The 25,636-nt window shown below is 58.1% G+C and carries 25 protein-coding genes and 5 pseudogenes; 11 read left to right on the forward strand and 19 right to left on the reverse strand.

Going from position 1 to position 25,636, the window contains the following annotated elements; genetic code table 11:
• Window position 1: 1 nt before the first annotated feature.
• The 11 genes from ACVWYQ_RS15525 to ACVWYQ_RS15575 form a co-directional block, all read right to left on the reverse strand.
• Window positions 2-1,042, reverse strand: a complete 1,041-nt coding sequence (locus ACVWYQ_RS15525; RefSeq protein ID WP_456725843.1) for an EscU/YscU/HrcU family type III secretion system export apparatus switch protein — start codon at window positions 1,040-1,042, stop codon at window positions 2-4.
• Entirely contained in the window at window positions 1,039-1,854 is an 816-nt protein-coding gene (gene sctT, locus ACVWYQ_RS15530) for a type III secretion system export apparatus subunit SctT (protein ID WP_456725844.1), read from the reverse strand. The genes ACVWYQ_RS15525 and sctT overlap by 4 nt, the downstream gene beginning before the upstream one ends.
• Window positions 1,855-2,439: 585 nt before the next feature.
• Window positions 2,440-2,715, reverse strand: coding sequence for an EscS/YscS/HrcS family type III secretion system export apparatus protein (locus ACVWYQ_RS15535; protein WP_456725845.1), 276 nt, complete (start codon window positions 2,713-2,715; stop codon window positions 2,440-2,442).
• Between the two features lies 1 nt (window position 2,716).
• Window positions 2,717-3,382, reverse strand: coding sequence for a type III secretion system export apparatus subunit SctR (gene sctR, locus ACVWYQ_RS15540; protein ID WP_456725846.1), 666 nt, complete (start codon window positions 3,380-3,382; stop codon window positions 2,717-2,719).
• Window positions 3,375-4,430: a type III secretion system cytoplasmic ring protein SctQ gene (gene sctQ, locus ACVWYQ_RS15545; protein WP_456725847.1), complete on the reverse strand. Its 1,056-nt coding sequence runs from the start codon at window positions 4,428-4,430 to the stop codon at window positions 3,375-3,377. Before sctQ ends, sctR begins: the two co-directional genes overlap by 8 nt.
• Before the next feature lie 57 nt (window positions 4,431-4,487).
• Window positions 4,488-5,024, reverse strand: coding sequence for a hypothetical protein (locus ACVWYQ_RS15550; protein ID WP_456725848.1), 537 nt, complete (start codon window positions 5,022-5,024; stop codon window positions 4,488-4,490).
• Window positions 5,000-6,355, reverse strand: a complete 1,356-nt coding sequence (gene sctN / locus ACVWYQ_RS15555; RefSeq protein WP_456725849.1) for a type III secretion system ATPase SctN — start codon at window positions 6,353-6,355, stop codon at window positions 5,000-5,002. The genes ACVWYQ_RS15550 and sctN overlap by 25 nt, the downstream gene beginning before the upstream one ends.
• On the reverse strand, window positions 6,352-6,975 hold the full coding sequence (gene sctL, locus ACVWYQ_RS15560) for a type III secretion system stator protein SctL (RefSeq protein ID WP_456725850.1): 624 nt from the start codon (window positions 6,973-6,975) through the stop codon (window positions 6,352-6,354). The genes sctN and sctL overlap by 4 nt, the downstream gene beginning before the upstream one ends.
• Window positions 6,972-7,592 (reverse strand): nodulation protein NolU, encoded by a 621-nt coding sequence (locus ACVWYQ_RS15565; protein WP_456725851.1) that lies wholly within the window; start codon window positions 7,590-7,592, stop codon window positions 6,972-6,974. Before ACVWYQ_RS15565 ends, sctL begins: the two co-directional genes overlap by 4 nt.
• Before the next feature lie 19 nt (window positions 7,593-7,611).
• Complete coding sequence (gene sctJ / locus ACVWYQ_RS15570; protein ID WP_456725852.1) at window positions 7,612-8,466, reverse strand: type III secretion system inner membrane ring lipoprotein SctJ; 855 nt, start codon at window positions 8,464-8,466, stop codon at window positions 7,612-7,614.
• Window positions 8,467-8,483: 17 nt separating this feature from the next.
• Window positions 8,484-8,975, reverse strand: a complete 492-nt coding sequence (locus ACVWYQ_RS15575; protein ID WP_456725853.1) for a nodulation protein NolB — start codon at window positions 8,973-8,975, stop codon at window positions 8,484-8,486.
• A gap of 204 nt (window positions 8,976-9,179) precedes the next feature.
• Here ACVWYQ_RS15575 and ACVWYQ_RS15580 point away from each other — a divergent pair, with 204 nt between their 5' ends.
• The 10 genes from ACVWYQ_RS15580 to ACVWYQ_RS15625 all read left to right on the forward strand — a co-directional run bounded on the left by ACVWYQ_RS15580 (window position 9,180) and on the right by ACVWYQ_RS15625 (window position 19,474).
• On the forward strand, window positions 9,180-9,881 hold the full coding sequence (locus ACVWYQ_RS15580; protein ID WP_456727150.1) for a secretin N-terminal domain-containing protein: 702 nt from the start codon (window positions 9,180-9,182) through the stop codon (window positions 9,879-9,881).
• Window positions 9,882-11,403: 1,522 nt separating this feature from the next.
• The gene (locus tag ACVWYQ_RS15585) at window positions 11,404-13,182 is read left to right on the forward strand and encodes an HrpF/NolX family T3SS translocon protein (protein ID WP_456725854.1); all 1,779 of its coding nucleotides are present in this window, start codon (window positions 11,404-11,406) and stop codon (window positions 13,180-13,182) included.
• A 533-nt stretch (window positions 13,183-13,715) separates the two neighbouring features.
• Window positions 13,716-14,036, forward strand: a complete 321-nt coding sequence (locus ACVWYQ_RS15590; RefSeq protein WP_456725855.1) for a hypothetical protein — start codon at window positions 13,716-13,718, stop codon at window positions 14,034-14,036.
• 54 nt (window positions 14,037-14,090) lie between these two features.
• The gene (locus tag ACVWYQ_RS15595) at window positions 14,091-14,387 is read left to right on the forward strand and encodes a hypothetical protein (RefSeq protein ID WP_456725856.1); all 297 of its coding nucleotides are present in this window, start codon (window positions 14,091-14,093) and stop codon (window positions 14,385-14,387) included.
• Between the two features lie 38 nt (window positions 14,388-14,425).
• A complete protein-coding gene (locus ACVWYQ_RS15600) occupies window positions 14,426-14,692 on the forward strand; it encodes a nodulation protein NopA (protein ID WP_456725857.1) in 267 nt (88 codons plus the stop codon).
• Window positions 14,693-14,806: 114 nt separating this feature from the next.
• Window positions 14,807-15,697: a SctD/MshK family protein gene (locus ACVWYQ_RS15605; RefSeq protein WP_456725858.1), complete on the forward strand. Its 891-nt coding sequence runs from the start codon at window positions 14,807-14,809 to the stop codon at window positions 15,695-15,697.
• Between the two features lie 33 nt (window positions 15,698-15,730).
• On the forward strand, window positions 15,731-16,270 hold the full coding sequence (locus ACVWYQ_RS15610; protein ID WP_456725859.1) for a hypothetical protein: 540 nt from the start codon (window positions 15,731-15,733) through the stop codon (window positions 16,268-16,270).
• 2 nt (window positions 16,271-16,272) lie between these two features.
• On the forward strand, window positions 16,273-16,695 hold the full coding sequence (gene sctY / locus ACVWYQ_RS15615; protein WP_456725860.1) for a type III secretion apparatus assembly chaperone SctY: 423 nt from the start codon (window positions 16,273-16,275) through the stop codon (window positions 16,693-16,695).
• Between the two features lie 8 nt (window positions 16,696-16,703).
• Window positions 16,704-18,845, forward strand: a complete 2,142-nt coding sequence (gene sctV / locus ACVWYQ_RS15620; protein WP_456725861.1) for a type III secretion system export apparatus subunit SctV — start codon at window positions 16,704-16,706, stop codon at window positions 18,843-18,845.
• A gap of 83 nt (window positions 18,846-18,928) precedes the next feature.
• The gene (locus ACVWYQ_RS15625) at window positions 18,929-19,474 is read left to right on the forward strand and encodes a tetratricopeptide repeat protein (RefSeq protein ID WP_456725862.1); all 546 of its coding nucleotides are present in this window, start codon (window positions 18,929-18,931) and stop codon (window positions 19,472-19,474) included.
• A 136-nt stretch (window positions 19,475-19,610) separates the two neighbouring features.
• On the opposite strand, the gene ACVWYQ_RS15630 is transcribed toward ACVWYQ_RS15625, so the two are convergent.
• From ACVWYQ_RS15630 to ACVWYQ_RS15650, 5 genes and pseudogenes are all read right to left on the reverse strand, one after another.
• Window positions 19,611-20,800 (reverse strand): IS3 family transposase gene (locus ACVWYQ_RS15630; protein ID WP_456725863.1). Its coding sequence is split into 2 segments (ribosomal slippage): window positions 19,611-20,551 and window positions 20,551-20,800, totalling 1,191 coding nucleotides; the frame shifts between segments, so codons are not numbered across the junction.
• A 533-nt stretch (window positions 20,801-21,333) separates the two neighbouring features.
• Window positions 21,334-21,957 (reverse strand): host specificity protein, encoded by a 624-nt coding sequence (locus ACVWYQ_RS15635; protein ID WP_456725864.1) that lies wholly within the window; start codon window positions 21,955-21,957, stop codon window positions 21,334-21,336.
• 575 nt (window positions 21,958-22,532) lie between these two features.
• Window positions 22,533-22,711, reverse strand: a pseudogene (locus ACVWYQ_RS15640) (CCE_0567 family metalloprotein).
• A pseudogene (locus ACVWYQ_RS15645) lies at window positions 22,674-22,907 on the reverse strand (transposase); the annotation flags it as partial. The pseudogenes ACVWYQ_RS15645 and ACVWYQ_RS15640, both read right to left, overlap by 38 nt.
• A gap of 2 nt (window positions 22,908-22,909) precedes the next feature.
• Window positions 22,910-23,314, reverse strand: a pseudogene (locus tag ACVWYQ_RS15650) (IS3 family transposase); the annotation flags it as partial.
• 68 nt (window positions 23,315-23,382) lie between these two features.
• Between ACVWYQ_RS15650 and ACVWYQ_RS15655 the strand changes: the two are divergent.
• A pseudogene (locus ACVWYQ_RS15655) lies at window positions 23,383-24,436 on the forward strand (IS110 family RNA-guided transposase).
• A gap of 239 nt (window positions 24,437-24,675) precedes the next feature.
• On the opposite strand, the pseudogene ACVWYQ_RS15660 reads toward ACVWYQ_RS15655, so the two are convergent.
• The 3 genes and pseudogenes from ACVWYQ_RS15660 to ACVWYQ_RS15670 all read right to left on the reverse strand — a co-directional run.
• Window positions 24,676-24,939: pseudogene (locus ACVWYQ_RS15660) on the reverse strand (transposase); the annotation flags it as partial.
• Window positions 24,940-25,083: 144 nt separating this feature from the next.
• Window positions 25,084-25,230, reverse strand: a complete 147-nt coding sequence (locus ACVWYQ_RS15665; protein ID WP_456725865.1) for a hypothetical protein — start codon at window positions 25,228-25,230, stop codon at window positions 25,084-25,086.
• Entirely contained in the window at window positions 25,227-25,493 is a 267-nt protein-coding gene (locus ACVWYQ_RS15670; RefSeq protein WP_456725866.1) for a hypothetical protein, read from the reverse strand. Before ACVWYQ_RS15670 ends, ACVWYQ_RS15665 begins: the two co-directional genes overlap by 4 nt.
• Window positions 25,494-25,636 lie beyond the last annotated feature (143 nt).

Genomic DNA, 25,636 nt, shown 5'->3' on the forward strand with positions numbered 1-25,636 from the left:
TTCACGTGACTAGGCCGGCGGCAAAGACTGCCTTTGCAACCCTCTCGAAACTCTCCATCGGAACGGCCTTGCCCATCGCACCTTTTCGGATCAGCTGACGCGCCAACACATGATCCTCGACAATGCTCAGACGTTGGGCGCGCGCCTCCGCCAGTAACTGTGAAGCCTTTTCGCCCTCGCCGCGGCACACCAGTACTGGGACGCCGGTCTCGCCCCGAACGTAGCGCAGCCCAATCAATGTCGCTCGCCCCGTCAGTATCAATGTCGCCCGATGGATGCCGAGCGGAGACTCGTTCGCCGACTCCCGGCGGAGCCTGCGGTGTTCACCCTTGATCTGCGGATTACCATCCTGTTCCTTGGACTCGCGCTTGGCTTCGCTCTGAGTCATGCGCATGTCGCGCAAGAACAACCAACGCTGAATGAGCAGATCGGCCAAGCCGCCAATCAGAAGAGCCCCGGCAGCAATCGCGATCAGCACTTTGAGCTCTCTAAAGACAAAACCAAAGCAGCTCAAATCGCACACGGGCAAGTATACCAGTGCCCCCCAACTTGCGAGCACACTGAAAACGAACGTAGCGCCAAGAACCAAAACTTTAACGATAGACTTTCCAAGCTCGACAACCGACCGCTGGGAGACAATCCGCTTCAGCCCTTTGACGGGGTCCAATTTCTCAAAGCTGGGTTTAAGCGGCTCAGCCGAAATCGTCAGCCCGCCGCCGGCCAAGACGCCGGCCAGAATCGCCGCGACAACCGCCGCACCTAGGATGGGAGCCACGGCTGTTATAGAAAGGTCCATTAATCCGACCAACGCCTGCCGGGCCGCACTGTTGAAGGGCTGTTCCTGCAGCTTGCCGGTGAGCCGCACGGCTTCGCGCCATCCGTCTTCGATCGGACCCGCCCTGAAGCACAGGCAGCCGAAACCAGCGCAAAGGCCTGCCGCGGTCACAAAGTCGGCGCTGCGCGGGCTCTGCCCTTTCTTACGCGCGTCCCTCAGCTTCTTGTGACTTGGTGGAAGTTTTTTCTCTTCGCTCGTGTCGCTCATTTCAAGAACTTCTCGAGCCACTCCAGCACGCCGTTGAACCGGATGATCTCTGCTCCCATATATTCGATCAGGAACACGGCGTAGCTGACCATAATGATGCCAAAAGCGGCATTCTTGATGGTCGGAGAGAGATCGTTCAGCTTGATTTGCGGCGCAAAGCGCCCGAGCAGCATGAGGGATACGTCGATCAGAAGCAGCAGAGCCAGCACGGGCCCGGCGACCACGAGGGTCGCATGCATGATATGGTCGAGAAGCCCAATAAACTCCATTGCCCCGTGGTGGGTCAGGGGCGGTAGCAGCCGATACACGGGCCAGATCAGATAACTTCCATAGAGGCATCTGACCATGGTCTGCAGACCTCCTGATACAACGAAGATCGTAACCGCGGCAGTCCCGAGAAAGAGCCCCATCGGGGCGGTTTGACTGCGTGTCGCAGGATCGTCCACCTGGCTGGAGATGCCACGCTGGGTATCAATGATGTCACCAACGGCCTGGATGCTCCAAAGTGGTATACTAAGCAGAAACCCGAACAGCAGGCCGATAAATATCTCCTTCAAACCGAGGAGCGAGACCGCAACCATACGGGTGCCCGGATCTAGTGTCTGCAAGCCGTTCCTGATCTGCGTCAAGCAAGGCAATCCAATCACAACCGTCGCGCTTGCGCGGATAATCCCGCCAATGTGCGGTCGCGTGAATACCGGAAGAACGAGCATAATGCCGAGGGCCCGAGCCGCGCCAAGACCGGCCGCAACGACGAACTCGACAGCAGTCTGAATCAGAGCTTGCGTCTCGGTGGGCGACAAGGCATCCATTTTGAGTTCAGCTCGTGGTCCCTTCAGCCAATGCAACCGTCGCACTCACGTCGCCATGATGTGAGACGTCAAGAACTCTGCAGATCTCGTGTCCCTGCGGTTGCAGAGCGACAGGCCTCCCAGGGCAGATGACTTCGGCTTCAACTATCCATATGACTACAGCCATCCGGCAGAGGTATGACCATTCGATGAGAGCACCGGCGAAATCGCGCGCGGCCTACAAGCAACGCTTCTTCCGCTCTCACCGGCTGCAGCGCGGTTTGGAGATCTGAGGGCCTCGAAGCTTCCATCAATTTCGCAGTCTATGGAGATCGGTCTCGAGCGGCACCTTCATTCGCAGGCTCATTCACCAGAATGCCAGAATCGTGGGGCCGCTTGCAATCAAAGCCGTTGCTCGTTCACTTGCGTCGTCCGAATACGGCAGGCTCATAGAGCCGAACAGGACAGTTCGGATGTCTATCCGTCCCATAATAGCGAGGCGAGCTTTCGATAAGCTGACGAACTCGCCCTTTTGTGGTTCGCAATGAAGGCTAACAAACGCGACCGCTATAGCTGACACTTAGACAGGCTTGCGTTCCGCGTGCACTAATACCTCGCTGTGAGCGCGGGGAACTCAGTGAATATACGCTGGGCTTGCTCGATCAGCGGCGCGCTCAGCACCGGAGCAAACAGAACGAGCACCGCGACGACGACGAGGAGCTTCACGGTAAGCGGCAAGGTTTGATCCTGAAGCTGGGTTGCTGCCTGCACGATGCCAATACCCAATCCGGCCACGAGGGCTGCCAGGAGCGGCGGTAGAACCCAGAGCATGAACAGGACTAATGATCGGCTCAGGTGGGTGAGGATGCTGGCCTCGTCCATCTCAGCCCCCCGGGGATGCGTAGCTTAAGACCAATCCGTGCATGAGGCGCGACCAGCCGTCGATTGTGACGAACAGAAAGAGCTTGAAAGGAACGGATATCATTGTTGGTGATACCATTGACATGCCCATGGCCATCAGAATTGTCGTCACAATCAGGTCGATCGTGATGAACGGAAGATAGAGCAGGAAACCGATTTCAAACGCACGCTTAAGCTCCGAGATCAAAAAAGACGGCACGAGGATCGCAAAATCATCGGCTGTTGCGTTGGCGCGCATCTCCTCCGACCAGATATGTTCCGTCGACGAGAGGAAGAACGTGCGCTGCTCCTCAGTGGTGAACTTTTTGAGATGGGCGCGCAGCGGCTCGCTAGCTTCCTTGGCGGCGGTCAACCAGTCATCGGCGGTTTGGTAACGAAGTTGCGTGTCGGTCACGCGGTTGTAGGTTTGCTCGAGTACTGGGGCGCCTATGAACACGGTAAGGATCAATGCAGCACCATACAGAACGATGTTCGGTGGTATGGACTGAGTGCCGAGCGCGTTGCGGATCAGGAAGAGAACGACGGAAACCTTGATGAACGCCGTTGTTGTGACAACTGCGAACGCCAGCAGGCCAAGACCGGCGGTCGCCGCAACAAGCGCAAGGATGCTCGGTTGAATGTCAACCATTGATCGCCAACTTGCTAAGTAACCGGATGCCCAACGCTTCGCCGACACGTACGATGTCGCCGCGGCCGATCAATTGACCATTGGCAACAATGTCGACCGGACCGTCCACCTCCCGGCCAAGCTCGAACACGTGCCCCTCGTTGATGCTTCTCAACGTACCGAGCGGGATGGGCCAGCGGCCGCATTCGAACACAAGCGTGATCTCAACACTGTCGATGTCGGCTTCCGAGGGCGGGATTGCTTGTTCAGCTTGGGGGCGTATTGTCATATTTGCATACCTTAGAGGATGGGACTGCAGGCGGAATGGTCCCCGAAGAATAAGTCTGTCGCCCGCGACCTGCGCCGGCGCCCACAACTTGTCCGCAGCAAGGATGAGCTGGCCATGGGCAAAGGGAATGACGTCGGGCAGCAGTGCGTCGCCGGGCTGTGCTTGGCGAAGAAGCTTGATGGGCGCGCGCAGCGAGCCGATCTCTCTCGCAACTACGACCGGCAATTCCGAAGAAATCTTACCTAAATCTCGTGGTAATTGGCCGATCAACTCGCCTAAGACACGAAACGCAGACGGAACCAGACCGTCAAGAGGCGCGAACAAGAACAGGCGAGCCTTGGCCGCCAGCGGCCCGAAAGTAACGTCGAACTCCAAATAGGGGTCTTTGGCCGCTGCGTCTTCGACGCGGATCAGCTGCAAATTCCGCGCGAGCACGATCTCTAATGCAGCGAGCCAGGGTTCCAGTGCAAGTTCGAGAAGGAGCGAGCGGGTTGGGTCGGAAGGTAAAGTAAGGCCATACTGGACCGTTGAAATCAGTGCCTCGACGAGAAGGCGGGGCAAGGACAACACAGCGGTCTCGCCTTCGGCGCAAAATACGCAGTCGAGCACCGATGTGGCATATGGCTCGGCCTGCCAAACAAGCCGGCTCATACGGATCGATAGCGGCTTATCGCCAATGCGGCTCTGCAGAACCGTGCGCGGTGCGGCGGTCTCGTTGAGCCAGGAGACCACTTCATGCGACAGCTTTGCCGCTGGCTGAAATAGTGCGGGTTCACCCATGGCATTTATCGACAGGTTCCGCGGGCGCAGCTCGCGATGTGATAAGAGAACCAGCCATTAGTTCGAGCCATCGACCGTCTGGCTGCGCGAACCGCCCTGATATCGGAGCAAAACCTCATCGTCGGCATCGATTTCGGCTGCAAACTCCGAACGGACAGCGGTAGTGCGCTGGACATCGCCCTCAATCTCCTGCCATTTCTGGCTCGCCGCCGAACGCTTGGCCCATATGGTCCGCGCCTCATTCACCGCCCGCTGGGCCTGCTCATGCGCGATGCGCGCCTGCTCACGGGCCCGGCGTGCCGATTCGATCTCTGCTGCCAGCCGCCCAAGGACGAGTTGACAGCGACGATCGAGCTCGGTCACGGACATCATCTCGAGCGACGCCAGCTCCTGATAAAGTTCAGCTTCGGCCTTGGCGCGACGATTCTCCGCGCCTTTAAGATTCTCAGACGCTCGCTGCAGCGCTGCGACCGCAATTTGGCGCCTGGCTTCCATGTTCGACAATTCACGAAGCGCGCTTCGCTCTCTCATGTCTTTCACCAGCCGCAATTTCGACGCTTGCACGAGATTCAGGCCGTTAGACGCGACATCCATGAAACGGTCTCCTCAAAGCTAGACGGCTCGTCCTGTCCCTGGCGCAAGAATGCGCGCAGTTCCTCGATTGACTCGATTGCCCGATCAGTCAGGGGATCGTTGCCCGGCTTGTATTCACCGACCTTGATCAGGAACTCAGCCTCATTGTAGCGCGAGAGCAGATCGCGAAATGCGGATGCCGCCTTGCGATGTGGACCAGAGGCGACCGCATCCATGACACGACTTCGGCTCGACAGCACGTCGATGGCGGGAAAATGCTCTCGCGAGGCCAGCGCGCGCGAAAGAATGATATGACCATCGAGAATGCCGCGCGACTCCTCGGCGATCGGATCGCCCGTGCCGTCACCTTCGACAAGCACGGTATAGAATGCCGTGATCGAGCCCCGCTCGCCCATACCGGCTCGCTCCAACAGACCAGGAAGCAGCGCAAAGACGGAAGGAGGAAAGCCGCGCCGGGTGGGGGGTTCTCCGGCGGCAAGACCGATTTCGCGCATCGCACGGCTAAAGCGCGTCAGCGAATCCATCATCAGAACGACCTGCAGCCCTTGATCACGAAAATACTCGGCAAGTGCGGTCGCCATATGAGCGCATTGCGCCCGCTCCATTGCCGATCGATCGGATGTCTCAACGACAACGATCGTGCGAGCGAGGGCATCTCCAATATGACGTTCGATGAATTCACGCACCTCGCGTCCACGCTCCCCTATGAGCGCAACCACGGTGACATCGGCGGCCGCGCCTTTTACAATTTGCGACATCAGCGTCGACTTACCGCAACCGGCATCTCCATAGATTCCGATCCGCTGACCTTCGCCACACGTCAGAAGTCCATCCAGCACGCGAACGCCGAGCGGAAACGGCTGCTCGATGCCACGCCGCCTCATCGGGTTGGGCGCCTTGCCGCGGAGCGGACAAGTGTGGACCGTCCTTATCGGCCCCTTGCCATCGAGTGGACGGCCGAAGCTATCGATCACGCGGCCGAGCAGGTCGGGCCCGACTGACACTTCCTGCTTGCGCCCGGTCGGGAACACTTCCGCGCGGTGGGACAAGCCTACCATATCGCCAATGGGCGTCAGCAACACCCCGTCCGGCAGCAAACCGATGACTTCCGCCTCAAGTGACCATCCGGAAGCGTGATCCTGCAATAGGCAAAGTTCTCCAACACGGGCCCCTGGCAACACGGCATGGAGCAAGGTGCCGATCGCACGCGTGATCCGTCCCCGCACGGCACGCGTATCGACATCCTTTGCTGCGAATCTCAGAGATGCTATCGCCGCATGCACATCTCCTTCTCCGCCGGCTTGATCATGGCCTGATTGTTGCGTCGTCACGGATAGCTTTCCTGAGACGATGGATTAAGGCCGAGACGCAATGTGCGGAGCTGCGCGGCAAGTCCTAAATCGACACTGCCGAACTCACTCCACAGAACGCACTGGTCCGGCCCCACGGCAGGGTCCGGAACAATTCTGACTTTCGGCCGACCATTCGTTCCATCGAACGCCAGGAATTCATGACTTAATGCATCAGCGTTCATAGGAGACACGTGAAGGCATACTTCTGCGCTGCCATATCTTTTCTCGACAGCGTGACGAACGGTCCTTATCAACATCTCACCCGGATCAAAGGAGCCCAACAAATCGGTCAATATCTCAATGACGAGCTGAGGTAACTCCTGTTGCAGAACGGCTTTTCGCGCGGCCACATCGGAAGCAGCTCGGGCAATCAGCTGTGCCACTTCGTCCGAGCCTGACCTTAGACCCTCGCAGTGCCCGCGCTCCCGCTCCTGCTGATAGGCCTTCCTTGCCCAACTGCGAACCTGCCGCAGGTAGCGCTCGGCTAGAGCGCGCGTCTGCACCGCATCGTACCAGATGCCAAGTTCCGCGGCTGGTATGAGCGGACCGAGCGGCCGTATCCGCGGGCTATATGGCAAGACTGTTTCATTGGCCGTCATGCCGCTGGCTCCTCCGTGGCCAAGTGGGCCACCACCAAAGACAGTAACTGACCCGCTGAGTTGTGGTGTTCGGCTGCTGGAGATTCGGCGGTGGTCCCCACAGGTAAGCGGAAAAGAACGCGCGCACGGTCAAGCTCTGATGCGTCCTTCAGCCAAGCGCCAAGGCAGGCAAATCCGTCATGTTCAATCTGGCTCGCCAGCTTCTGCGGATCGTCAATCGATGTGGTTGCGACGGCGCTGGATAAGTGTCGGATTGCGAAAGCATGTGCTTCGGCACCAATATTTTCAATCAGAATCGCTACATCATGCCTTGACACAAGCTTCAGCACCGAACGGGCATGCCAGATACTGCCAGCGAGCAGCGCCGCCCGACGCGGATCATGCCCGAGCAGAACGTCCCTACCCCAGTCGGTTCCGTTCGAAACCAGCTCACTACCTAGCAGCAATTCGACCAGTCTTTGCTGCAGTCTCGGAGACTTCTGCAACTGCAGCACTGTGGTGGCCGACAGGAGCCCATCAAGATGGCCGGCAAACCGGCTAGGATGGATCAAAGCCGCAAGCTCGCGCAGGCGATCGAAATGCGGGTTGAGCGAATAACTTGGGTTAGTGGATGCCATCGATACGGACCTGCTGCCGCTATTTCGAATCGGAGGAGAGCTTTTTGGCGGCGGACTGGACCGCTGGCTTGCTGGCATCTCTGCCGAAACTTGTCACTTTGAGCCAGGATTGACGAAGCCGTCGCCCACGTGTGCTCAGCAGCACGTAAGATAGAATGCCCAACGCGCCGAGCCCACCTCCTGCACCGATCGCAATGTGGGTTGCAATGAACTTGGTTGGTTCGGTGGAAGCTGCCGCTGGCACAACGGAGCCCTCATGCTGAGCCCGCTCAACCGGCACGAACACGACCGCCACCTTGTCGTATGATAGACCTTCGATGCTGTTGGCGACGAGCATCTTGATCTGCGGCAGCAAGGCTGAGAGCTTCGCGTTCGAGGCGTATCGAATGAACACCGACGCCGAAGACGGGGTTGCATCCTGTCGCAAAAGATCATTCTTCGGCAGAACGACATGAACACGAGCGGAGAGAACCCCATCGATATCGTTGATCGTGCGCGACAATTCTTCACTGAGAGCATAGACATAGCGGGCTCGCTCCTCAACCGGAGAGGCAACGAGGCCCGCCCCCTTGAACACCTCACCAAGGCTCTTGAAGGGTTGGCGCGGCAAGCCCTGGTCGTTCAGAAGCTGGATTGAGTAGGCGAGCTGCTTTTCTTCCACCTGAATTGTGCTGGTCCCATCCTTACCGACAACACGGATGGCATCGACGCCCTTGCTTAGGAGCAGCCCAAGCATCTCGTTGGCTTCGCGCTCTTGAACTTTGGTATACAGATCAGTTTTGCAACCGGCGAGGGTCAGCAAAAGCGGCAACAGGACGAGAGCATGAAGCCGCCTTCTTGCGGGACAGCCGTTACCGATCTTGTCTTTCGTCAAGACAACCAACGGCCCGCTCAGCCCGCCGATAGAAGCTTGTTCAGAGATGAACTGACAGAACCTGTGCCCTTGGAGAGGAGCGAAACCTGGATGACGCCGTTGTAAACATCCCGCAGATTCGCCAGCGCCGAATCGAAGAGATCCACACCTTCCGGTTTGCCCGCTGGATGTACCTCGACTTGCTGTACACGCAAGACTGGTTCCGCTGCCGGCCCAAGCTGGAGATCCTTGCTAGGATCAGGCTCGCCTGCACCCGACGGAAATGGTCTGCCCTGATGGATAGCAGAAATGCTCTGAAGGACACGATCGCCGAGCGGGCTCGGCGACATGACTGCACGCTGCACTTCCGGCAGCAATGGAGCTGGCGCGCGATCGGTTACAGAAGAGGCGGCACCTTGGTTCGAGGCCGCCTGCGCAAGACTCTCATCAAACTGGGCGTGTGCCGGCGAACAGCCGTTGGAGGCACACTCGACGCAGTTGCCAGGGGTCGACGTAATGCCAAACAACATGGAGGAAATCATTTCTGACACGTAGTGAGGTGAGCCATCAGTTCACACGAACCGGCCGGCACCTTAGAGAAGCAAGCTGACCAAAAACTGACGAGCAGCTGTCATCTAATGATCACGGTCAGCTTCCAATTTTCGACGAGGCAGCGGCTTCCAAATTTTGGGACGAATTCCAGTGCTTGTTCTCAAGTCGTAAAAATAGCAGGAATGCTCATTCCATCTACAAGGCGGCACATCTTGAAGAAACTTGTCTATGCTGGTGTTTTCATTTGCTTGGGCGTCGTCGAGGCGCTCGGCGCTCCCCTGGCGCTGCCGTCGACGCCTTATAGTTACACGGTTCTGGATCAGGACCTCGCGGCCGCACTGCAGGAATTCGGCAACAACCTAAATATCAGAGTCAATGTGAGCACCGGGGTGAAGGGGCGGATTCGCGGGCGAATGTCCGATCTCCCACCGCGAGAGTTCCTCGAACGGTTGATCAATCTCCACAATCTTCAATGGTATTACGATGGGCTGGTGCTCTATGTATCCGACGCGCATGAGGCGCAAAGCCGCATTTTGGTCTTAAGTCCAATCAGCTTTGATGCGTTCAAGGCGGCACTCGATGCGCTCAACATCTCCGACGAGCGTTACATCGTGAGAGCCGTACCGGGAGATGGCCTCGTCTTCGCCTCTGGTCCACCCCGCTTTGTCGCGCTTGTGGAGCAAACACTCAAAGGACTTGCGGCGGAGGCACAGGCACGGCGAAACCGGAGCGGTGACGAAAAGCCACCGCACGAGTCGGTTTTGATGCTGTTTCGGGGATCCTCCAGCGTGGTCGTTCGCGAAGGACGACCGAATGACGCTCCTTCGCCGGAGGCACCACATCAAGATGTCATGGTCCACCTACCCGATGCAGGTAAGAAATGACCTGATGACAATAGATCGCCTACGAAGAGGTGCAATGCGTCTGTTTATGCCCTCTGTCGGCTTTTCGAAAGCTACTGCTGCTATTGTCAGAGCGCGGATATGTAGATGGCCGATGCCGCGGGGCGGCGCAATAAACATCCAGGCCGGGGCCACGGATGCGAACCAGAGTCCTGGCCAGCAGCATGGGTGACCGTGCTTTGCCGCTTTAACGCCTCGTGCGAGCTTTTGAACAACTCTAAGAACTCTGCCATGCAAATGAGCTTCATCGCAAAAGCATGAAAGCCCCTCCGTTGTCCAAAAGGAGGAACAGGATGGACTTCAAACGCGCTAAGCTCGGCGGACAACAGCCCAGCGTCCCACTCGTCCTCGTCGCCCGCCGGTCCGGAGAGAGTCGCATTGCGTAAGATACCCGAATTCAGCCAGGACCTAATTTGGCAGGAACTCGGAGGTAGATCATCGCGTGTCGAGCCATCATTGAGCGGCGGCGAACGGACCAATTCCCAACAGCCGATCGCTCAGCACGCGTGGATGCCTCCGAGTTCGGCCACGATCTTGTTTGGCAAGATCCGGGTCACCTCACGCTGGACCGTCTCAAGCAAGAGCTCGCGTTGCGCACGGGTTGCTCCGCCGGAACTTGGAGATTTGCCATAGCGAACGGCCGTCGCGCCAGGGACGATTGGGTCTTCACTGGCCAAACCGCTACGCCTGCTCAGATCGAAATGCTAAAAAGCCGCGATCTCATACCGACCAGGGCTGCCCGGACAACCACGCTCACCAACCTGGGTGTGCCTCACAGGGCGGAATGGCGAGGAGAAGGTTTTATTCGTCTCAAACCATCGCTAGACTCTGACCTTTGGCCTGTAGGTTCGAGCGAACACTCGCCAAGCGGATAAGCATGATGACATAAAGAATGCCAGGCGCAGCTGAGCTTTGATCCGCTCGGGGCAACATGGTCTGCACAATACCGTCGGACTCTTTCGAGCATCTACGCCAGTCAATCTGATACGATCATTCTGTATCTGGCTCATCGGGCAGACGCCAACATTCTCGTTGGGCGCAGGCGCGAGGCCGCTAGGCGTGGGTGATTTCACCATAAGATGCTGCGGAGACCTGCGATGTTGTTGCAGGAATCAGCGCACGTGACCATCCGCAGAGCGGAAGACTCGGGTTCATTAACTCGACCTAATTGGCGTGGAGGCGAGCGATCGAAATAAAGCAGGCAAGCCGATTCCGATATCAAGAACCATCACCTCCATTCACACTGTCATTTCGCGACTCGTTATGAAACCCCTGAATGCCGTCAGCTTTTGGAAAGCTAGTCGAACTACCATACGGCGTGAATATCTAGAGGGCGATGTGCCTATAGATTGTAGCGGAAGAGTGCTGGGGCGCACTGAGCAATCGGAAGCAAGTGGTAGGTGCCATCGACTCCTATCAACATTTATTGCTCGTTGTTCGTCGCGATTCTCGGGCTGCGCCACATGACCGGCTTGTGGTGCGATCTCAAATCAGAGGACGTATAATGTCAGTCAACAACCTGTCGCTAATCGCCAGCTCCACTTTGTCCGGGCCGGCGCCCGGGCCCTCATCGGCGCGGGATCTTTCAAATTTCGAGGCGATGCTGGCTAGTTTCTCGTTGAAAGACAAGGTCGATGGCCATTCCGCACCGCGGGATCCGGCGGCTACAGTGTCAGCCAAGCAGCTGACGGAGGAACTCACGCAGGAGGCGCGGAACATCCTCCCGCCGGAGATCAAGGCCGCACTGGACGCATGTGAGCAGGCGCCAGAGCCATCCTCCACGGAGTCCTCCTCCGCTGCGAGCGCACCGAAGATTGCAGAGGCACCCGTACAAAGCTCCAGGATCACGTGGAACAGCGGCACGTTGACTGACGCCGAGCTGCAGATTGTGTCGGTGCTGAACCGACACAAAGACAAATGCCCGCTGGATTGGAACTCTCTTGGAGATTTGGCCAACGATCCCTCCATACCACCGGATCTAAAAGCGGCGATCGAGGCTCTGCAACAGGACCCAGAGCTCTTCTATGCGATAGGCTCGCAAGGTGACGGCCGCTGCGGCGGGAAGATTAAAGCAGATGATCTCTCCGGCTTCTCCGATCACCACCCTCAGGTTGGTGCGTTCCAGGAGCAGCGGGCAAAGAGCTATACGCAAAACTACATCCCTTCCGACGGCACCCGGAATGGCGAGCCATCGGTTATGACCCAGGCCGATGCATTGCGCGAGCTCTATCGGTATTCCGACAACCTGCCTAAGAACCTGAGCCTTGCGGATTTCAAGCGGATCGTCGACGGCGAAGCCAAAACCGGCAAATGCCCGCCACAGGTCCTCGCGGCCGCTCAATACTTCCTCGATCACCCGGATGAATGGAAGCAGTTGTATGGTGGCTCGATAGACAAGGTCCACAAAGAGGACTTCCTGCAGATTGCTTCATCATCGATGAATCTCACGCAAGCCGAGCTCGATACGCTCAATACGATCAACAAGAACCAAAGCGCTTTCTTCGGGAACGGTGATCTGACCCTGCAAAAGCTGGCGAGCATGGTCGATGATAAGAGCCTCACGCCCGAGGTGCGAAAGGCGGCCTCCCAGCTGCTCTCCGATCCTGTGTTGTTCGGGTTGATGAACAACGCGATTACGGGCTACAAAACCCACCATAAGTTCTTCGACTTCGGCGGCGGGCATACGGTCGATTCCGGCAACATCAGCAACAGCGACTTCAACCAGTTCTTCAACAACATGTCGGGTGCGAACCGCACCGTCCACCAAGTGAAGACGCATGCCGTCCGAACGCATGCCGAGCAGGACGCGGTCGCGGACATGACGATGGGCGTGGCAGACCAGCCCGACATCAAGTCTCCCAAAAAGAACGGTGGCGCCTTCATGCACGCACTTAATGACGCGCTCAAAGTTGGCTCTAAGGTATTCGACTGGGCCGCAACAGCAGTCGGTGTACTTGGCTTCATTCCAGGTTTGGGTGAATTGGCCGATCTGGCGTCAATGGTGCTCGAAGCCGAGGCGCAAGCTGCAAATCTTCTTCACACTGCCATCAGTGGCGGCAACATAAAGCAAGCGCTGGAAGAAGCCGGGCTGAGCCTTGCGGCACAGGCGGTGGGCTGCATCGCCGGACCTGAGGTCAAATTAGCAATGCGAGAAGGCTTGGTGAAGCAGGCAATTCAAGAAGCCGCGACGGCCGGCATCAACCTGCCGGTTTCGGTGGCCCAGTCCTACGCGGAGGATTATTTGAATAACCTGAAGGCTCGCATCGAGTCCGAGCGCTTGTAAACTGCAGGCGCTTACGCCTAGGCCGAGCGACGGCTATCCTCTCAGGATCACGCTGGAAACTGAGCTTGCGCGACCTGCCCGCGGTTGGGCCTCTCTGCCGAGCAGTAGGTCGCGCAAGCTCCACCAGCATACTTGAGACCGCACTCGATCCGAGGAACTTATTTCGGCCCTTCGCTGCGCACAAAACTATGTTGGCCGCACTCGATCGTCGATACCGACCTCAAACCCAGTCTGCCGCTGTGAAGTTCCATCGACTGCATACGCCGCCTGTCAACATCGCGATGCATTAACAATACCCGACAGACCGGCCACAGCCGCGGAGCCTGCCGGTTGCGCAAGGATTGAGAGCACATTGGTCCAGAGCGGTAGAGCCGAAGGGCTCTTTCTCGAGCAGCGGGCTCCTGCTCGGACTCCCTGAAATGGGTCGCGATTGACGGATCTGCCATGGGCCTGCCAGGTCCGATGGACCGCTCTGGCCGCTGAATCGGCCGTCACTCTGGCTTTCAGCCTCGCTACCGACGAGGTCAAGCTCCGTGCCGTATCGCCAGACCGCAAGCAAATTGTCGAAAGAGCTCGGAGGCATCGCAACAAGCCCGAGATTGCAGCACGTCGAGCCCAAAGCGCTTTTATTAGTGGCGGCTTTGACACTTCGGCAAATGAACGCTTTCGAAGCGATGAGCAACGTGCTCGCCCGATCAAGCTCCACGATTGTTTGTCTTAACCATCTGATCTCCGGCTTTCGCCGGCAATCGTTCAAATACGGTCTGCTGGTGAAGACGTTTAATGACGATCCAGCATCGGCTCATTGTATTTTCTACGACTCGTCAGCTTGTCGAAAGCTAATACTTGCATAGTGGAGGGTGGAAACTGCCTCCATTGGCACATCAAATTGACATAGGAGAAACCCGATGCGCGTTACGAGCTCTAGCGCCGCTGGGCACGTTGATGCTGACCTCCATGCGGCTGGCGGCAAAAGCGGCGTCAAAAAAGGATCTCACAAGCCTGGCGAGCGCGACGATCATGACCGATCGCCTGATGCAAACATTCCCGTAAACGGCGGCGCGTCCACTCCGGGCGGTAACTCGCATGAAGCCGCTATGCGGCAAGCGTTCAACGTCGCTCTGGGAGCCGTTGCTCTCCAATTTGCGAATAGTACAATGAGCCATTTCGACGATGTCATGGCCGAGACAGAGGAGGATTCCTGACGCCCGCATGTTGCGACGTTAGGAAATAGGAGCCGCACGTGGCGGCGAAATCGAGCAAACAGGAGAATACTATGCCTAAAGATGTTGGTGCGTCTCATACCTCGACTGCAGGTGGGGCAGCCGGCACCGTTACTGCTGCAGCAGGTTCCACGGCTGCTGAAGTTGCTGGAGAGGCGGCATTCCAACGGCAAATCGCCGCTCTGACTGCGACCAGCACAAAGGCTGCTGAGAGGGATGTGGAACTTCGCGTCGTCTCGACCGAGCTTTCGACTGTCAAAAAAGCGGCCGATGAGCGGGTGCAGTAAGGGATGAGTGGGGCGACGTCGCCGCCCCACTTTCCCCGGCTGCTTAGTCTGTGAAGTCGCAACGGGCCGTACGGTTTTGCCGTACGGTCCCGTTCGCTGTTCAGGAAACCGACCGTGAATGAACCAAATTGCCTGTATTTCGAAGTGCTGTCGGGGTGTTATTCCGGGCTGACAAGTAAAGTGAGGGGCGGATCGTGTCTGATTGGCAGCAGCCTCGATGCAGACTTAATCTTCGTCGAACAAGGCCTCGAACCGCGCCATCTTCGTGTCACCCCGCATTCCAATTCAATCGAGATCGAGGCCCTTGCGAGGGACGTCAGGATCGAGGGGCATGAGACTGTTTTAGCGAATGAGCCCATTGTTGTCCCTCTTCCTGTCGTTTTGCATGCCGGGGCGATGTCCATTCGCTGGACGATCGAGGACAACAAACAAGCTGGCTCCATCAACCGCCGGCGTATACCGCTCGCCGTTCTCACTTTTGTCCTGATCAGCTCTGCCGCGGTTGGCGCAGTCTCATCCAATTTTGTCCAGACCGACACCACCGTGGCGTCAAGTCGGTCGTCCCCTGCTACGGACATTGCACCCAAGCTGGCGCTCAGCGCTCCTGATGCTCTGGCCACCGATGCAGCTGCCGAGCGGCTGCAAGAGGAAGTCGACAGAGCGGGCCTTGTCAGCATCAAGGTCGGCTCTGGGGCCGGTGTTGTCACCGCCGACGGCACCGTTACGCCCGCCTCGCTCGCCACATGGCGAGACGTCCAGCAGCGGTTTGATCAAAACAGCAATGGCGCTTATACGCTGGTCAATGCGGTTGCCATCAAGGTCGAGAAGACGCCCCCCGCAATTGAGGTCCAAGCTGTTTGGCGCGGGAGCGAACCCTATATTGTCATTGCCGGTCAAAAGTATTTCGTCGGCGCGCTCTTGAGCAATGGATGGACCGTCTGCGGAATTGAGGAAGGGCGTGTTCTGCTGAGCCGGGATGGTCGGCTTGCCACCCTACCCTATTAGCGCTTTAGGCCGCAGGTAAGGAAGCAAAGTGCCATGACTAGGCTGCCCCCGAATCCCATCAAGACCGGCACCTCTTTTCAGGAGCCAAACGTCGATCATCATGCATCTGCCATCACGCCGCTTAGCTCTCGAGCCAAGTCCATCGGGATGGATCGGACGCGTGGCAATGATAACAAGAGCCACACCTCAATTTCTCGTCACAGCGACGTGCTGGATCCGTTGGTCGACGCCACGATCGAGAGCGCGCTCGAGCTCAGTTCGATCGATGCAGTTTCGCGCGTCAATCTCGACGAGGCGCGCGCCCCGCCAGGTCAGGTCGAGCCAGGTTCGGAACCCGCTTGGCTTAATGAGCCCAATCTCGCGCACAGTCTGCTCTCCTTCGTGACGCCGCGCTTACGTCATTCGCATGTTCTGCGTCCAGAGCAACACGGCCTTCTTCTGGAGCGTTTGGCTGATACGCTATCAGCCGCACCAGAGGATTTGGTTTCACGTGAAGGGGCCGCGCTTCTGCAACTGGAGCTGCAGCGATTAATCCTGCTCCGGCAGAGTCACAACGGCTTGATCAAAGGCTAGCGATGGCCGGGCCAGACAAAGTACAACACTTCACATCTACACAGCGCGTTTCCGAAGCCGGCGCTGTCGAGCTGATCTCCGGGCCGGAGCGAGATTTGCTCTGCGTTCTTTCTTATGTCTACCTTGCGTGCGGACAGAGCGCCAAGAGCCTGGCTCTGTTGCGGCTGGCCGCTCACGAACAGTCCCAAGATATCGGCCTGCTCCGCATCTTGGCCTACGCTCTCATCTTGGAGCGTCGCGGTGACGAAGCACTGTCGGTATTGGATCAGCTTGACAAGCTGGATGACGAGCCGTCTTCGTGTCTACCCTTGATGCTGATGCGCAGCCACGCGCTGCGTCACGCTGGCCGCATCACCGAAGCGCAAGCCGTCTTCAAACGCTATGTTTTGTTGCGGGGCAGCACAGCTGCAATCGAACAACAATAAGGCTTCTCATGGCCAACCATCTACGAGATCTCATCACGCGCGCGCCGACTCACCCGGATTTGATGGTCGCGTTGATGCTTCTTCTGGCGATCGGAATGATGATCATGCCGATCCCGATCATCGTGATCGATATGCTGATCGGCTTCAATCTAGGGTTTGCCATATTGCTGTTGATGGTAGCCCTGTATCTCAACACGCCGCTCGACTTTTCGTCCCTACCGGGCGTCATCCTGATCTCCACCGTCTTTCGTCTCGCTCTTACCGTTGCAACGACGCGACTGATCCTAGCCGAGGGCGATGCCGGCAGCATCATCCATACGTTCGGCGATTTCGTCATATCCGGCAACATCGCCGTCGGCATTGTCATATTCCTGATCGTGACCATGGTGCAGTTCATGGTTCTCGCCAAGGGCGCCGAACGGGTGGCGGAGGTATCGGCGCGCTTCACGCTCGATGCGCTACCGGGCAAGCAGATGGCGATCGACGCGGAGCTGCGCAACGGCCATATCGATCAGCACGAAGCCCGCAGCCGGCGCGGCGCGCTGGAGCGAGAAAGCCAACTGCACGGCGCGATGGACGGCGCTATGAAATTCGTGAAGGGCGACGCCATAGCCGGACTTATAGTCATCTGCATCAACATGATGGGTGGCATCACGATCGGATCACTCTCCAAGGGCATGTCCCTCGAGGAGGCGATGCATCAATACACCATCCTGACGATCGGTGATGCGCTCATTTCGCAGATTCCGGCCCTGCTGCTGTCAATTACCGCAGCAACCATTGTTACTCGTGTCAACGGTCCTTCCAAACTCAATCTCGGCGCCGATATCGTCAACCAACTTACGGCCAGCACACAAGCCCTACGCTTGGCCTCCTGTGTCTTGCTTGTGATGGGGCTCGTTCCTGGCTTCCCTTTGCCCCCCTTTGTCATACTGGCCGCGCTCTTCTCCGCCGCCAGCTTCCTCAAGGGTGGCGTGCGAGAGGGCAAGACCGCTCCCAAAGCCGGCGCCGGTCCCACCGGTTCGGCTCCCGCTTCCGCACAGGGTCAGAAGCAAGCCGTGCCCGCGGAGGCACTTCCAATTACGCTGTTGCTAGCGCCGAGCCTGATGCAGGCAATCGAGGTAGGGGAACTCGAGCAGTGCGTCGCTCGGGTTTCGGCACTGGTTTCAGCTGATCTTGGCATCACAATTCCACGCATTCCCGCCCAAAGCGCAAAGCACCTGGCCCAATTGCAATTCCGGGTGGATGTCGAAGGAGTGCCCGTGGAGGAGGGCGCCATTGACCCTACACAACTCTTACTTAATGACGACGTGGCAAACATTGATTTGAGCGGGATCCCCTTTTGGCACGACCCAGACACGAATCGGATCTGGATTAAACAAGTCCATGCGCCTGCTCTCAAAGCTGCCGGAATAGGGCACCACCGTCCGAGCGAAATCATCGCCTTACGCGTCCAGTCAACGTTGACACGCTATGCACAGCGCCTGGTTGGCATTCAGGAAACGCGTCAGTTGCTTGGCCGGATGGAGCAGGAATATGCCGATCTGGTGAAAGAGGTGCTGCGCACGACACCGATCCCTCGCATCGCGGATGTCCTACGTCGCTTGCTGGACGAGGGCATCCCGATCCGGAACACCCGTTTGGTTTTGGAGGCACTTGCAGAATGGAGCGAACGGGAACAAAATGCCGTACTGCTCACCGAGTATGTGCGCTCCGCTTTAAAGCGGCAGATCTGTCACCGCTACGCCAACGCCCATCGTGTTGTGGCGGCTTTTATCGTCGAGCGCGAGACCGAGGATATCGTGCGCAGTGCGGTGCGCGAGACCGCTGTCGGCCCCTATCTCGTTTTGGAGGATCGGCAAAGCGAGATGCTGCTTTCACAATTTCGCCAGATCCATTCGAGCATCGCACGCAGTCAGAACCAGCCAGTTATCCTGGGATCGATGGATATCCGGCGCTTCGTCCGCGGCTTTCTCACCCGCAATGGAATAGACCTACCTGTTCTCTCCTATCAGGATCTCGCCTCGGATTTCACCGTCCAGCCGATTGGCTCCGTCAAACTTGCGCCTGGGAAGGACAAGACTCCTACAGCCGGGCATCGTGACCTCCTCCCTGCCGGCCGGCTGACGAGCACAGGTTTGGGGTCGTGAGGTCACTTATGAACTCATGTAAGATTAACGTTCTGCGGCGCTGGCCTAACTTTCGTCGCCATTCGTGCTCGGCCTTTCTCCCCATGCTTGCCATCGTGCTGCTCGCAGGTTGCGCTAACTCGCACAAGTCGGGTCTTTCACAGCAGCCGACGTCTGCGGCAGAGCTGGTCGGGGCCAAGGAGGTCGATCCAGCTATGCGCGAGCGCATCGCTCTCGCCCTCGGTTGGGATGCTGACGAGCAGGCTTTGCGCGATGCGGTGAAGCAACGACCGGTCAATGTTGATGCCGCGATTCCTCTTGCACGGGCTTTGCTGGCACGCAAATGCTCGAATGATGCGCTTGAGGTGCTCGACGAGATCTTATTGGCAGCCCCTGGCGACCTGCGCGCATTGAATGCCAAAGCAGTTGTTCTCGATCACGAGGGCCGACATCGGGAGGCCCAAGAACTCTACCGCCAAGCTCTCGCAGCGGAACCCGCAAACCCAATGCTGCGCAATAATTTCAAACTGTCCCTGGCCCTTGAAGGTAAGACGGAGACCGGCGGCGCCAACCCAGCACCGCAGGCGGACGGCCCGCACTTTGCGGCGCTATCTCGAACGAGCCCATGCGGGAGCGGACCAGAGTTGTGACGTCTTGATGCTTAGATGTCAGCATGCCAACAGTTAGGCTTACCATCAACGCGGAACACTCAATCGGCGGCAGCCCCCGCGACCTCGCCGATGCAAATGGAAGGTTTCTTGTTTCAGCTGACCTTGCCCCCAAGTTTTATCCATTCCTGAGTTCGCCCCGGTCGTGGGAGTTGCCCCTTTGGGCGGTGGTAGCGACGGGAGCTGGCGCGGAGCCCTCAGCATAGCGCAGCGCCAGATCCCGTCGCGGGTTGCAGGTGGTGGCGAACTCGGACGGCGTCCTCCATCCGAGCCGTGAGTGTGGTCGTGTGTCGTTGTAATCGGCGCGCCAGCATCCGAGCGCGACGCGGGCCTGCGCCAGCGAGGTGAACAACGTCTCGTTCAACAATTCATCCCGCAGCCGGCCGTTGAAGCTCTCGATGAAGGCGTTCTGCATGGGCTTGCCCGGCGCGATGTAGTGCCAAGCGACGCGGCTCTGATCGGCCCACGTCAGAATGGCGTTGCTGGTGAGTTCGGTGCCGTTGTCGCTGACCACCGTCTTGGGCTTGCCGCGCCCGGTGATCAGGCGGTCCAATTCCCGCGCCACCCGGGCGCCCGAGAGCGAGGTATCGGCCACCAGCGCCAGACACTCGCGGGTGCAATCGTCGACCACGGTCAGAATGCGGAAGCGACGGCCGTCGGTGAGCTGATCCGACACGAAGTCGAGCGACCAACGATCGTTGGGGGCCAGCGGCGCCATCATCGGTGCCCTGGTCCCAATTGCCCGCTTGCGGCCACCACGGCGGCGTACCGCGAGCCTCTCTTCCCGGTAGAGCCGGAAGAGCTTCTTGTGGTTGACCAGATAACCCTCCCGCTTGAGCAGCACGTGCAGGCGTCGGTAACCGAAACGGCGACGTTCCTGGGCGATCGCCCTCATGCGCTGGCGAAGGCGGGCATCATCTGCGCGAGTCGCCTTGTATCTCATCGTCATGCGGCAGCAGCCGATGGCTTTACACGCCCGCCGTTCGCTCATTCCGTAGACGTCCACGAGATGGGCGACAGCTTTCCGCTTGGCAGCGGGCATCACCATTTCTTTCCCAGGAGATCTTTCAAGGCCGCATTGCCCAGCATGGCGTCGGCCAAGAGACGCTTCAGTCGTGTGTTCTCGTCCTCCAGGGTCTTCAGCCGCTTGGCCTCCGACACCTCCATCCCGCCGAATTTTGCCTTCCATTTGTAGATGCTGGCGTCACTGACGCCATGCTTGCGGCACAGATCGGCGACCGAAACGCCAGCTTCGTGCTCCTTCAAAATCCCGATGATCTGCTCTTCCGTAAAGCGACTGCGCTTCATGCTCTGGTCCTTATGTGGGCCAGAGCGAACTTCAAACTGGATTAAGCCCGTGGGGCAAGGTCACAGCGCACCAGCAATTTATCCCGAGGCCGATTAAAATGAGAACGAGCGCGACTGATGACCGGTACTACGCGCATCGCCAAGGATTCGCCGGATATACTCTCCTTCCTGAATTCGGCGCCATCGAGTTTCTCCTCTGAATCATTTTCGACTGCAATCCCGCCATACGCGCTGGTTGACGAGCCACCGCTGGTTGAGATCTCAAGATCTTCATTCGAGAACAAGCTGGCAGAGTTTTATGGCGGAGACATAGAGCATATTGCTGCGAATCCGCAGCGATACTCTAGGTCGGGTGTCCCGAAAAGCTTGACGTACAGCGGACGTTGCGTTTTGCTTCCGCACGAAGTCTAGTTCGGAGAAAGCGCAATATTTCAGCTAGGCGTGCGCCCCCTTTTTGGAGCAAGACCGTTGAGCCCGCGATAGAACGGTCAAATGTCCGTCATTTCAGGCCCGCTGCCGCTATTGCAGCCAATTTACTCCATGTGCATCCCCCTAAGAGCGCGCTCCAAGTAAAATGAAGGGTCATCGTCCGACGAGTCCGTTTGGTAGCTTCTCTGAGGACCGACATCACTGCCCCCATCTTTGGAAAGATACTTCGTAGGCTTGCCTACCCGCTGCCACTCGTCCTTCTCGTTCTTCGCCCATACATCGGGGCGCTGGTGAGGATCAAGCACCCAGTAGTTACGACCCACGTGAACAAAACCCATGTCCGTTAGACGAGGTTCCATGCCCGCTAGGGCCGGCCGCGACAAGATCAGCGGATGGTCCCCATCCTCTCGCAGTTGATGTTCTAGCAAGATATCGCCAGCGTTCTCGACAAGCGGATGAGTCACCCTAAGGTCTACGACGGATGTGATATCGTTGCGCCCAAACTGCTGCTGAAAATGGTCTCCTTTAATCAGAGCCGGGCCTCCTGCTCTTAGAAGCCCGACAATTTCGTGGCCCAACTGGTAGCTGTAAAATCGTGCTGGCTTATTTGGATCGTCGTACGTGTTGGCGTAACTTCCAGCAACCGTCGCTGCGCGCTCAGCCTTCTGGGAGACGAAGTCTGAGTACTCTTCTGGGTTCTCGGCGATGTGCCTGATATCGTTGCGCAAGAATCTCTCAACGCCGCGCAAGAAGGACTCTCGGTCGATCTCTCTAATGGGCGGTTCGGAAACGAGAGAGTATGACGCCGCTGGTTCGGATGACGACTCACCTCGCTCCAGTCCTGCAACTGTTTCCGCAAACCGGGGACTATCTCCCGCCTCTGCTGAATCGTCAGTTTGGTTACCGGTTGTGAACTGGCTGAATGAGCCAACACTTCTGCCATACATGAGAGCGTTCTCCTATCGGCAAAGTTTCCCGCGATCGAGCTCGTGCCGCGCAAGCTCTGTCGACTAGGATAGAATTCCTAGCTGACCACAACCTGACCAAAGCACTCTGCGCGCGTTGGCGTGACCACCCGACGCACTCTGCGGGTGAGTTACAGATACTCCCTGCGACAGGCCGCGTCCGTGGGGAATCGCAGGTAATGTCGCCGGCCGCCGGTCCGTGGCGAGGGACGGCGGCTCCGAGGGAATGGCTCGGCCGGACCCCATGATCAATTTTGCTGTACTTAAAGCACAGATCTCAAAGACACAGACGTCTGATAATGACAAGGAGGTCTCGTATCAGCAGATGGATAGCCCCTCTAAGTATTTTCCAGCGCCTTCAAGTCGAGGACTTGCGCTCAAGTTCGGCATAAGCATCGTCCGCCTTCTGCGCCACCACCATGATCGAGGTCCAGTTGATGGGCACTTCTTCCGAAAGGTCGCGGAGATCCACGGCGCTGCCTTGCTGCTCTATTTTTGCGGTGCGCGACCGCGGCAACCTTGAAGGGCCGTCTGGCGAGAAGCGCCTTCAGCCACCGCCGCCCCCGAGCGTCGTTTCGGACCACCCGCAAGACGGCCGTCGCTCCGACAACGAGCAGAGAGCGGAGTTCCGGATTTCACATCTTCGATCTTCCTCCCAGTCGTTCTTTGCCTCCGCTGGAATAAGGCCGCGGCGTCAATCCCAGCCAGGCGGCAAGAAGCGACGGCCATCGGTGAGCTGATCCGATACGAAGTCAAGCGACCAGCGGTCGTTGGGCGCCATCGGCACCGTCATCGGCGCCCGGGTCCCGATCGCCCGTTTGCGACCGCCACGGCGACCCACCGCGAGCTTCTCTTCCCGGTAAAGCCGGAACAGTTTCTTGTGGTTGACCAGATAGCCCTCCCGCTTGAGCAGAACATGCAAGCGCCGATAGCCGAAGCGACGACGCTCCTGGGCGATCGCCCTCATGCGTTGACGCAGGGAGGCATCATCCGCCCGGATTGTCCGGTATCTGATGGTCATGCGGCAATCGCCGATGGCTTTACACGCCCGCCGTTCGCTCATCTCGAATGCTTCTCGCAGATGGCCGACGGCTTTCCGCTTCCCCGCGGGCGTCACCACTAATGGGATGGTCCGCACCGTCCTCCTCCCTCATCATGGGGAAGGTCAGATCAATAGAGGAGAGTACGATGGCCCATCGCAATTTGCCGCGACCTGCGGCTGTCTATGGAATCGACATTGGCCAAGAACCTGTTCCACGTCGTTGGCCTGAGCTGCGACGGCACACCTGTTCAGAAAGTTCGCTTTCGACGGGACACTCTTCTTCAGTTCTTTGCTCGCGCACAACCAAGCATAGTTGGCATGGAATCCTGCGCCGGTTCACAGTGGCTCGCCCGGAAGATACAGGCACTTGGTCACAAGGTGCGCCTGATCCCCGCGCAATTCGTGAAGCCCTACGTGAAGTCAAACAAGAACGACATCATTGACGCCGAGGCGATCGCTGAGGCCGCGACGCGACCGACAATGCGCTTCGTCGCCGTGAAGGAGGAGGACCAGGTCGATCTTCAAGCGCTGCATCGAATCCGTGACCAGATGGTCGGCGCGAGGACACGCCTGATCAATCAGATGCGGGCTTTTCTGCCTCGAGTATGGCGTACCTTTGCGTCAGGGTGCTGTAAATTCAAGCTCGAGCTACCGCTCGCTTTGAAAGACGAAGGAAACGGTATATCACCGGTGATGCGGCGTCTGGTCGGCGATCTCTGCGCCGATCTCTGCCGCCTCGAAGAACGGATCCGCCAAGTGACAAGGGAGATCGAAGCGGTCGCTAACCGAGAGGACGTTACACGCCGGCTGATGACAATCCCTGGTATCGGCGCATTAGGTGCAACCGCTGTGCTTGCCGCGATCGGTGATGGGCTGCAGTTTCGCAAGGCTCGCGACCTTGCTGCCTGGCTGGGGTTGGTGCCCAGACAATACTGGACCGGCGGGAAGCAGACGTTGCTTGGCATCAGCAAACGCTGCAATCGTTATTTGAGAAAGCTTCTAGTGCATGGCGCGCGATCCTGCTTCCGGCATCTGGACCGAACGCGCGATCGCTTGGGAAGCTAGCTCGACGGACTCCAAGCTCGGATGCATCCGAATAAGGCCGTTGTCGCCCTAGCCGCCAAGATGGCTCGCATTGTCTGGGTGGTCTTGAACAAGCCAGGAGCACTCTACGAACGCAGGGATCCTGCTTTCACCTGACGACTTCTGGCGAGATTGCAAGGCTCGCGAACAGTGATGACGAAACAGTGGATCAACATGCCGTAAGCCCTGTGCAAAAAAGCGGGCTTCGTGCCCGAACCATTTATTGGGAACGGCGTGCGCGGATCTCATCATGGCCTGGCTGCAACAGCAGTCCACTCGCGACAGGCCGGATACATTTATGCAACTGAAAGCGTCATTTTCGCTGTTACGATCCCTTGCACGGACGGTGCGGACCATACATTCTTTCCCAAAAGATCCTTCAGCGCCGCATTGTCCAGCATGGCGTCGGCCAGCAATCGCTTCAGCCGTGTATTCTCGCCCTCCAGTGTCTTCAGCCGCTTGGCCTCCGAGACCTCCATCCCGCCGAACTTGGCCTTCCATTTGTAGATGCTGGCGTCGCTGACGCCATGCTTGCGGCACAGATCGGCGACCGAAACCCCGGTCTCGTGCTCCTTCAAGATCTCGATGATCTGCTCTTCCGAAAAGCGTCTGCGCTTCATGCTCCGGTCCTCGTGTGGGACCAGAGCGAACTTCAAACTGGATTAAGCCCGTGGGGCAAGGTCACGGCTTCTAGGAAATCAACAGCCTGTTCGATCGTGACGCCGGGCATCGGCACGGCCTGAAAGGTCGCGCAGTTGAGCTGATTATAGTGGGTGGGCGCGTTCGGCGGTCGCAGTCTCGGTTGAGACTACGGTAGACAGCGGAAGCATCGATCCCGTCGCAGTCTTCACATAATAGCTCCCGATTGCTTGCGACGCCATGCGTTCCTCTCGCGGCACCTGCGGGATCACCTGGTACGAGCGGCCCTGCAAACTGAAGCGGTTGACGTAGTTTCCCCCAAGCAACTGGCGAGCGCGTTGCCGATCGTCTGCATGGTAATGCCAAGCTCGCTAGCCTTGGACCAATCAACCTTGATTCCTACCACCGGCTGGTTGAACTCGAGATCGGAGTCGCTCACCACGAAAAGACCGCTCTTCTGCGCAGCATCCTTCAGCTTCGACATCTGCTCGTAGATGGATTGAAAGCTAAGCGTCGAATTGAGCACCATCTGCACTGGTAAGCCATCCGGACCGCCGGGAAGGGAGGTAAGTTAAAGGCAAACGCGTTGATGCCTTCGATTTTGGATAGCTCGGTCTGGACAAGCGACTTTAGTCCAATCGATGATCGCTTGCGCTCGTCCCAAGGCTTGGCATGCCG

This window comes from Bradyrhizobium sp. USDA 3397 (assembly GCF_054060965.1).

Coding starts and splice junctions, on each gene's coding strand:
- ACVWYQ_RS15525 (WP_456725843.1), bottom strand. CDS start 1,042: ATGAGCGACACGAGCGAAGAGAAAAAACTTCCACCAAGTCACAAGAAG.
- sctT (WP_456725844.1), bottom strand. CDS start 1,854: ATGGATGCCTTGTCGCCCACCGAGACGCAAGCTCTGATTCAGACTGCT.
- ACVWYQ_RS15535 (WP_456725845.1), bottom strand. CDS start 2,715: ATGGACGAGGCCAGCATCCTCACCCACCTGAGCCGATCATTAGTCCTG.
- sctR (WP_456725846.1), bottom strand. CDS start 3,382: ATGGTTGACATTCAACCGAGCATCCTTGCGCTTGTTGCGGCGACCGCC.
- sctQ (WP_456725847.1), bottom strand. CDS start 4,430: ATGGGTGAACCCGCACTATTTCAGCCAGCGGCAAAGCTGTCGCATGAA.
- ACVWYQ_RS15550 (WP_456725848.1), bottom strand. CDS start 5,024: ATGGATGTCGCGTCTAACGGCCTGAATCTCGTGCAAGCGTCGAAATTG.
- sctL (WP_456725850.1), bottom strand. CDS start 6,975: ATGACGGCCAATGAAACAGTCTTGCCATATAGCCCGCGGATACGGCCG.
- ACVWYQ_RS15565 (WP_456725851.1), bottom strand. CDS start 7,592: ATGGCATCCACTAACCCAAGTTATTCGCTCAACCCGCATTTCGATCGC.
- ACVWYQ_RS15575 (WP_456725853.1), bottom strand. CDS start 8,975: ATGTTGTTTGGCATTACGTCGACCCCTGGCAACTGCGTCGAGTGTGCC.
- ACVWYQ_RS15580 (WP_456727150.1), top strand. CDS start 9,180: ATGCTCATTCCATCTACAAGGCGGCACATCTTGAAGAAACTTGTCTAT.
- ACVWYQ_RS15585 (WP_456725854.1), top strand. CDS start 11,404: ATGTCAGTCAACAACCTGTCGCTAATCGCCAGCTCCACTTTGTCCGGG.
- ACVWYQ_RS15595 (WP_456725856.1), top strand. CDS start 14,091: ATGCGCGTTACGAGCTCTAGCGCCGCTGGGCACGTTGATGCTGACCTC.
- ACVWYQ_RS15610 (WP_456725859.1), top strand. CDS start 15,731: ATGACTAGGCTGCCCCCGAATCCCATCAAGACCGGCACCTCTTTTCAG.
- sctY (WP_456725860.1), top strand. CDS start 16,273: ATGGCCGGGCCAGACAAAGTACAACACTTCACATCTACACAGCGCGTT.
- sctV (WP_456725861.1), top strand. CDS start 16,704: ATGGCCAACCATCTACGAGATCTCATCACGCGCGCGCCGACTCACCCG.
- ACVWYQ_RS15625 (WP_456725862.1), top strand. CDS start 18,929: ATGCTTGCCATCGTGCTGCTCGCAGGTTGCGCTAACTCGCACAAGTCG.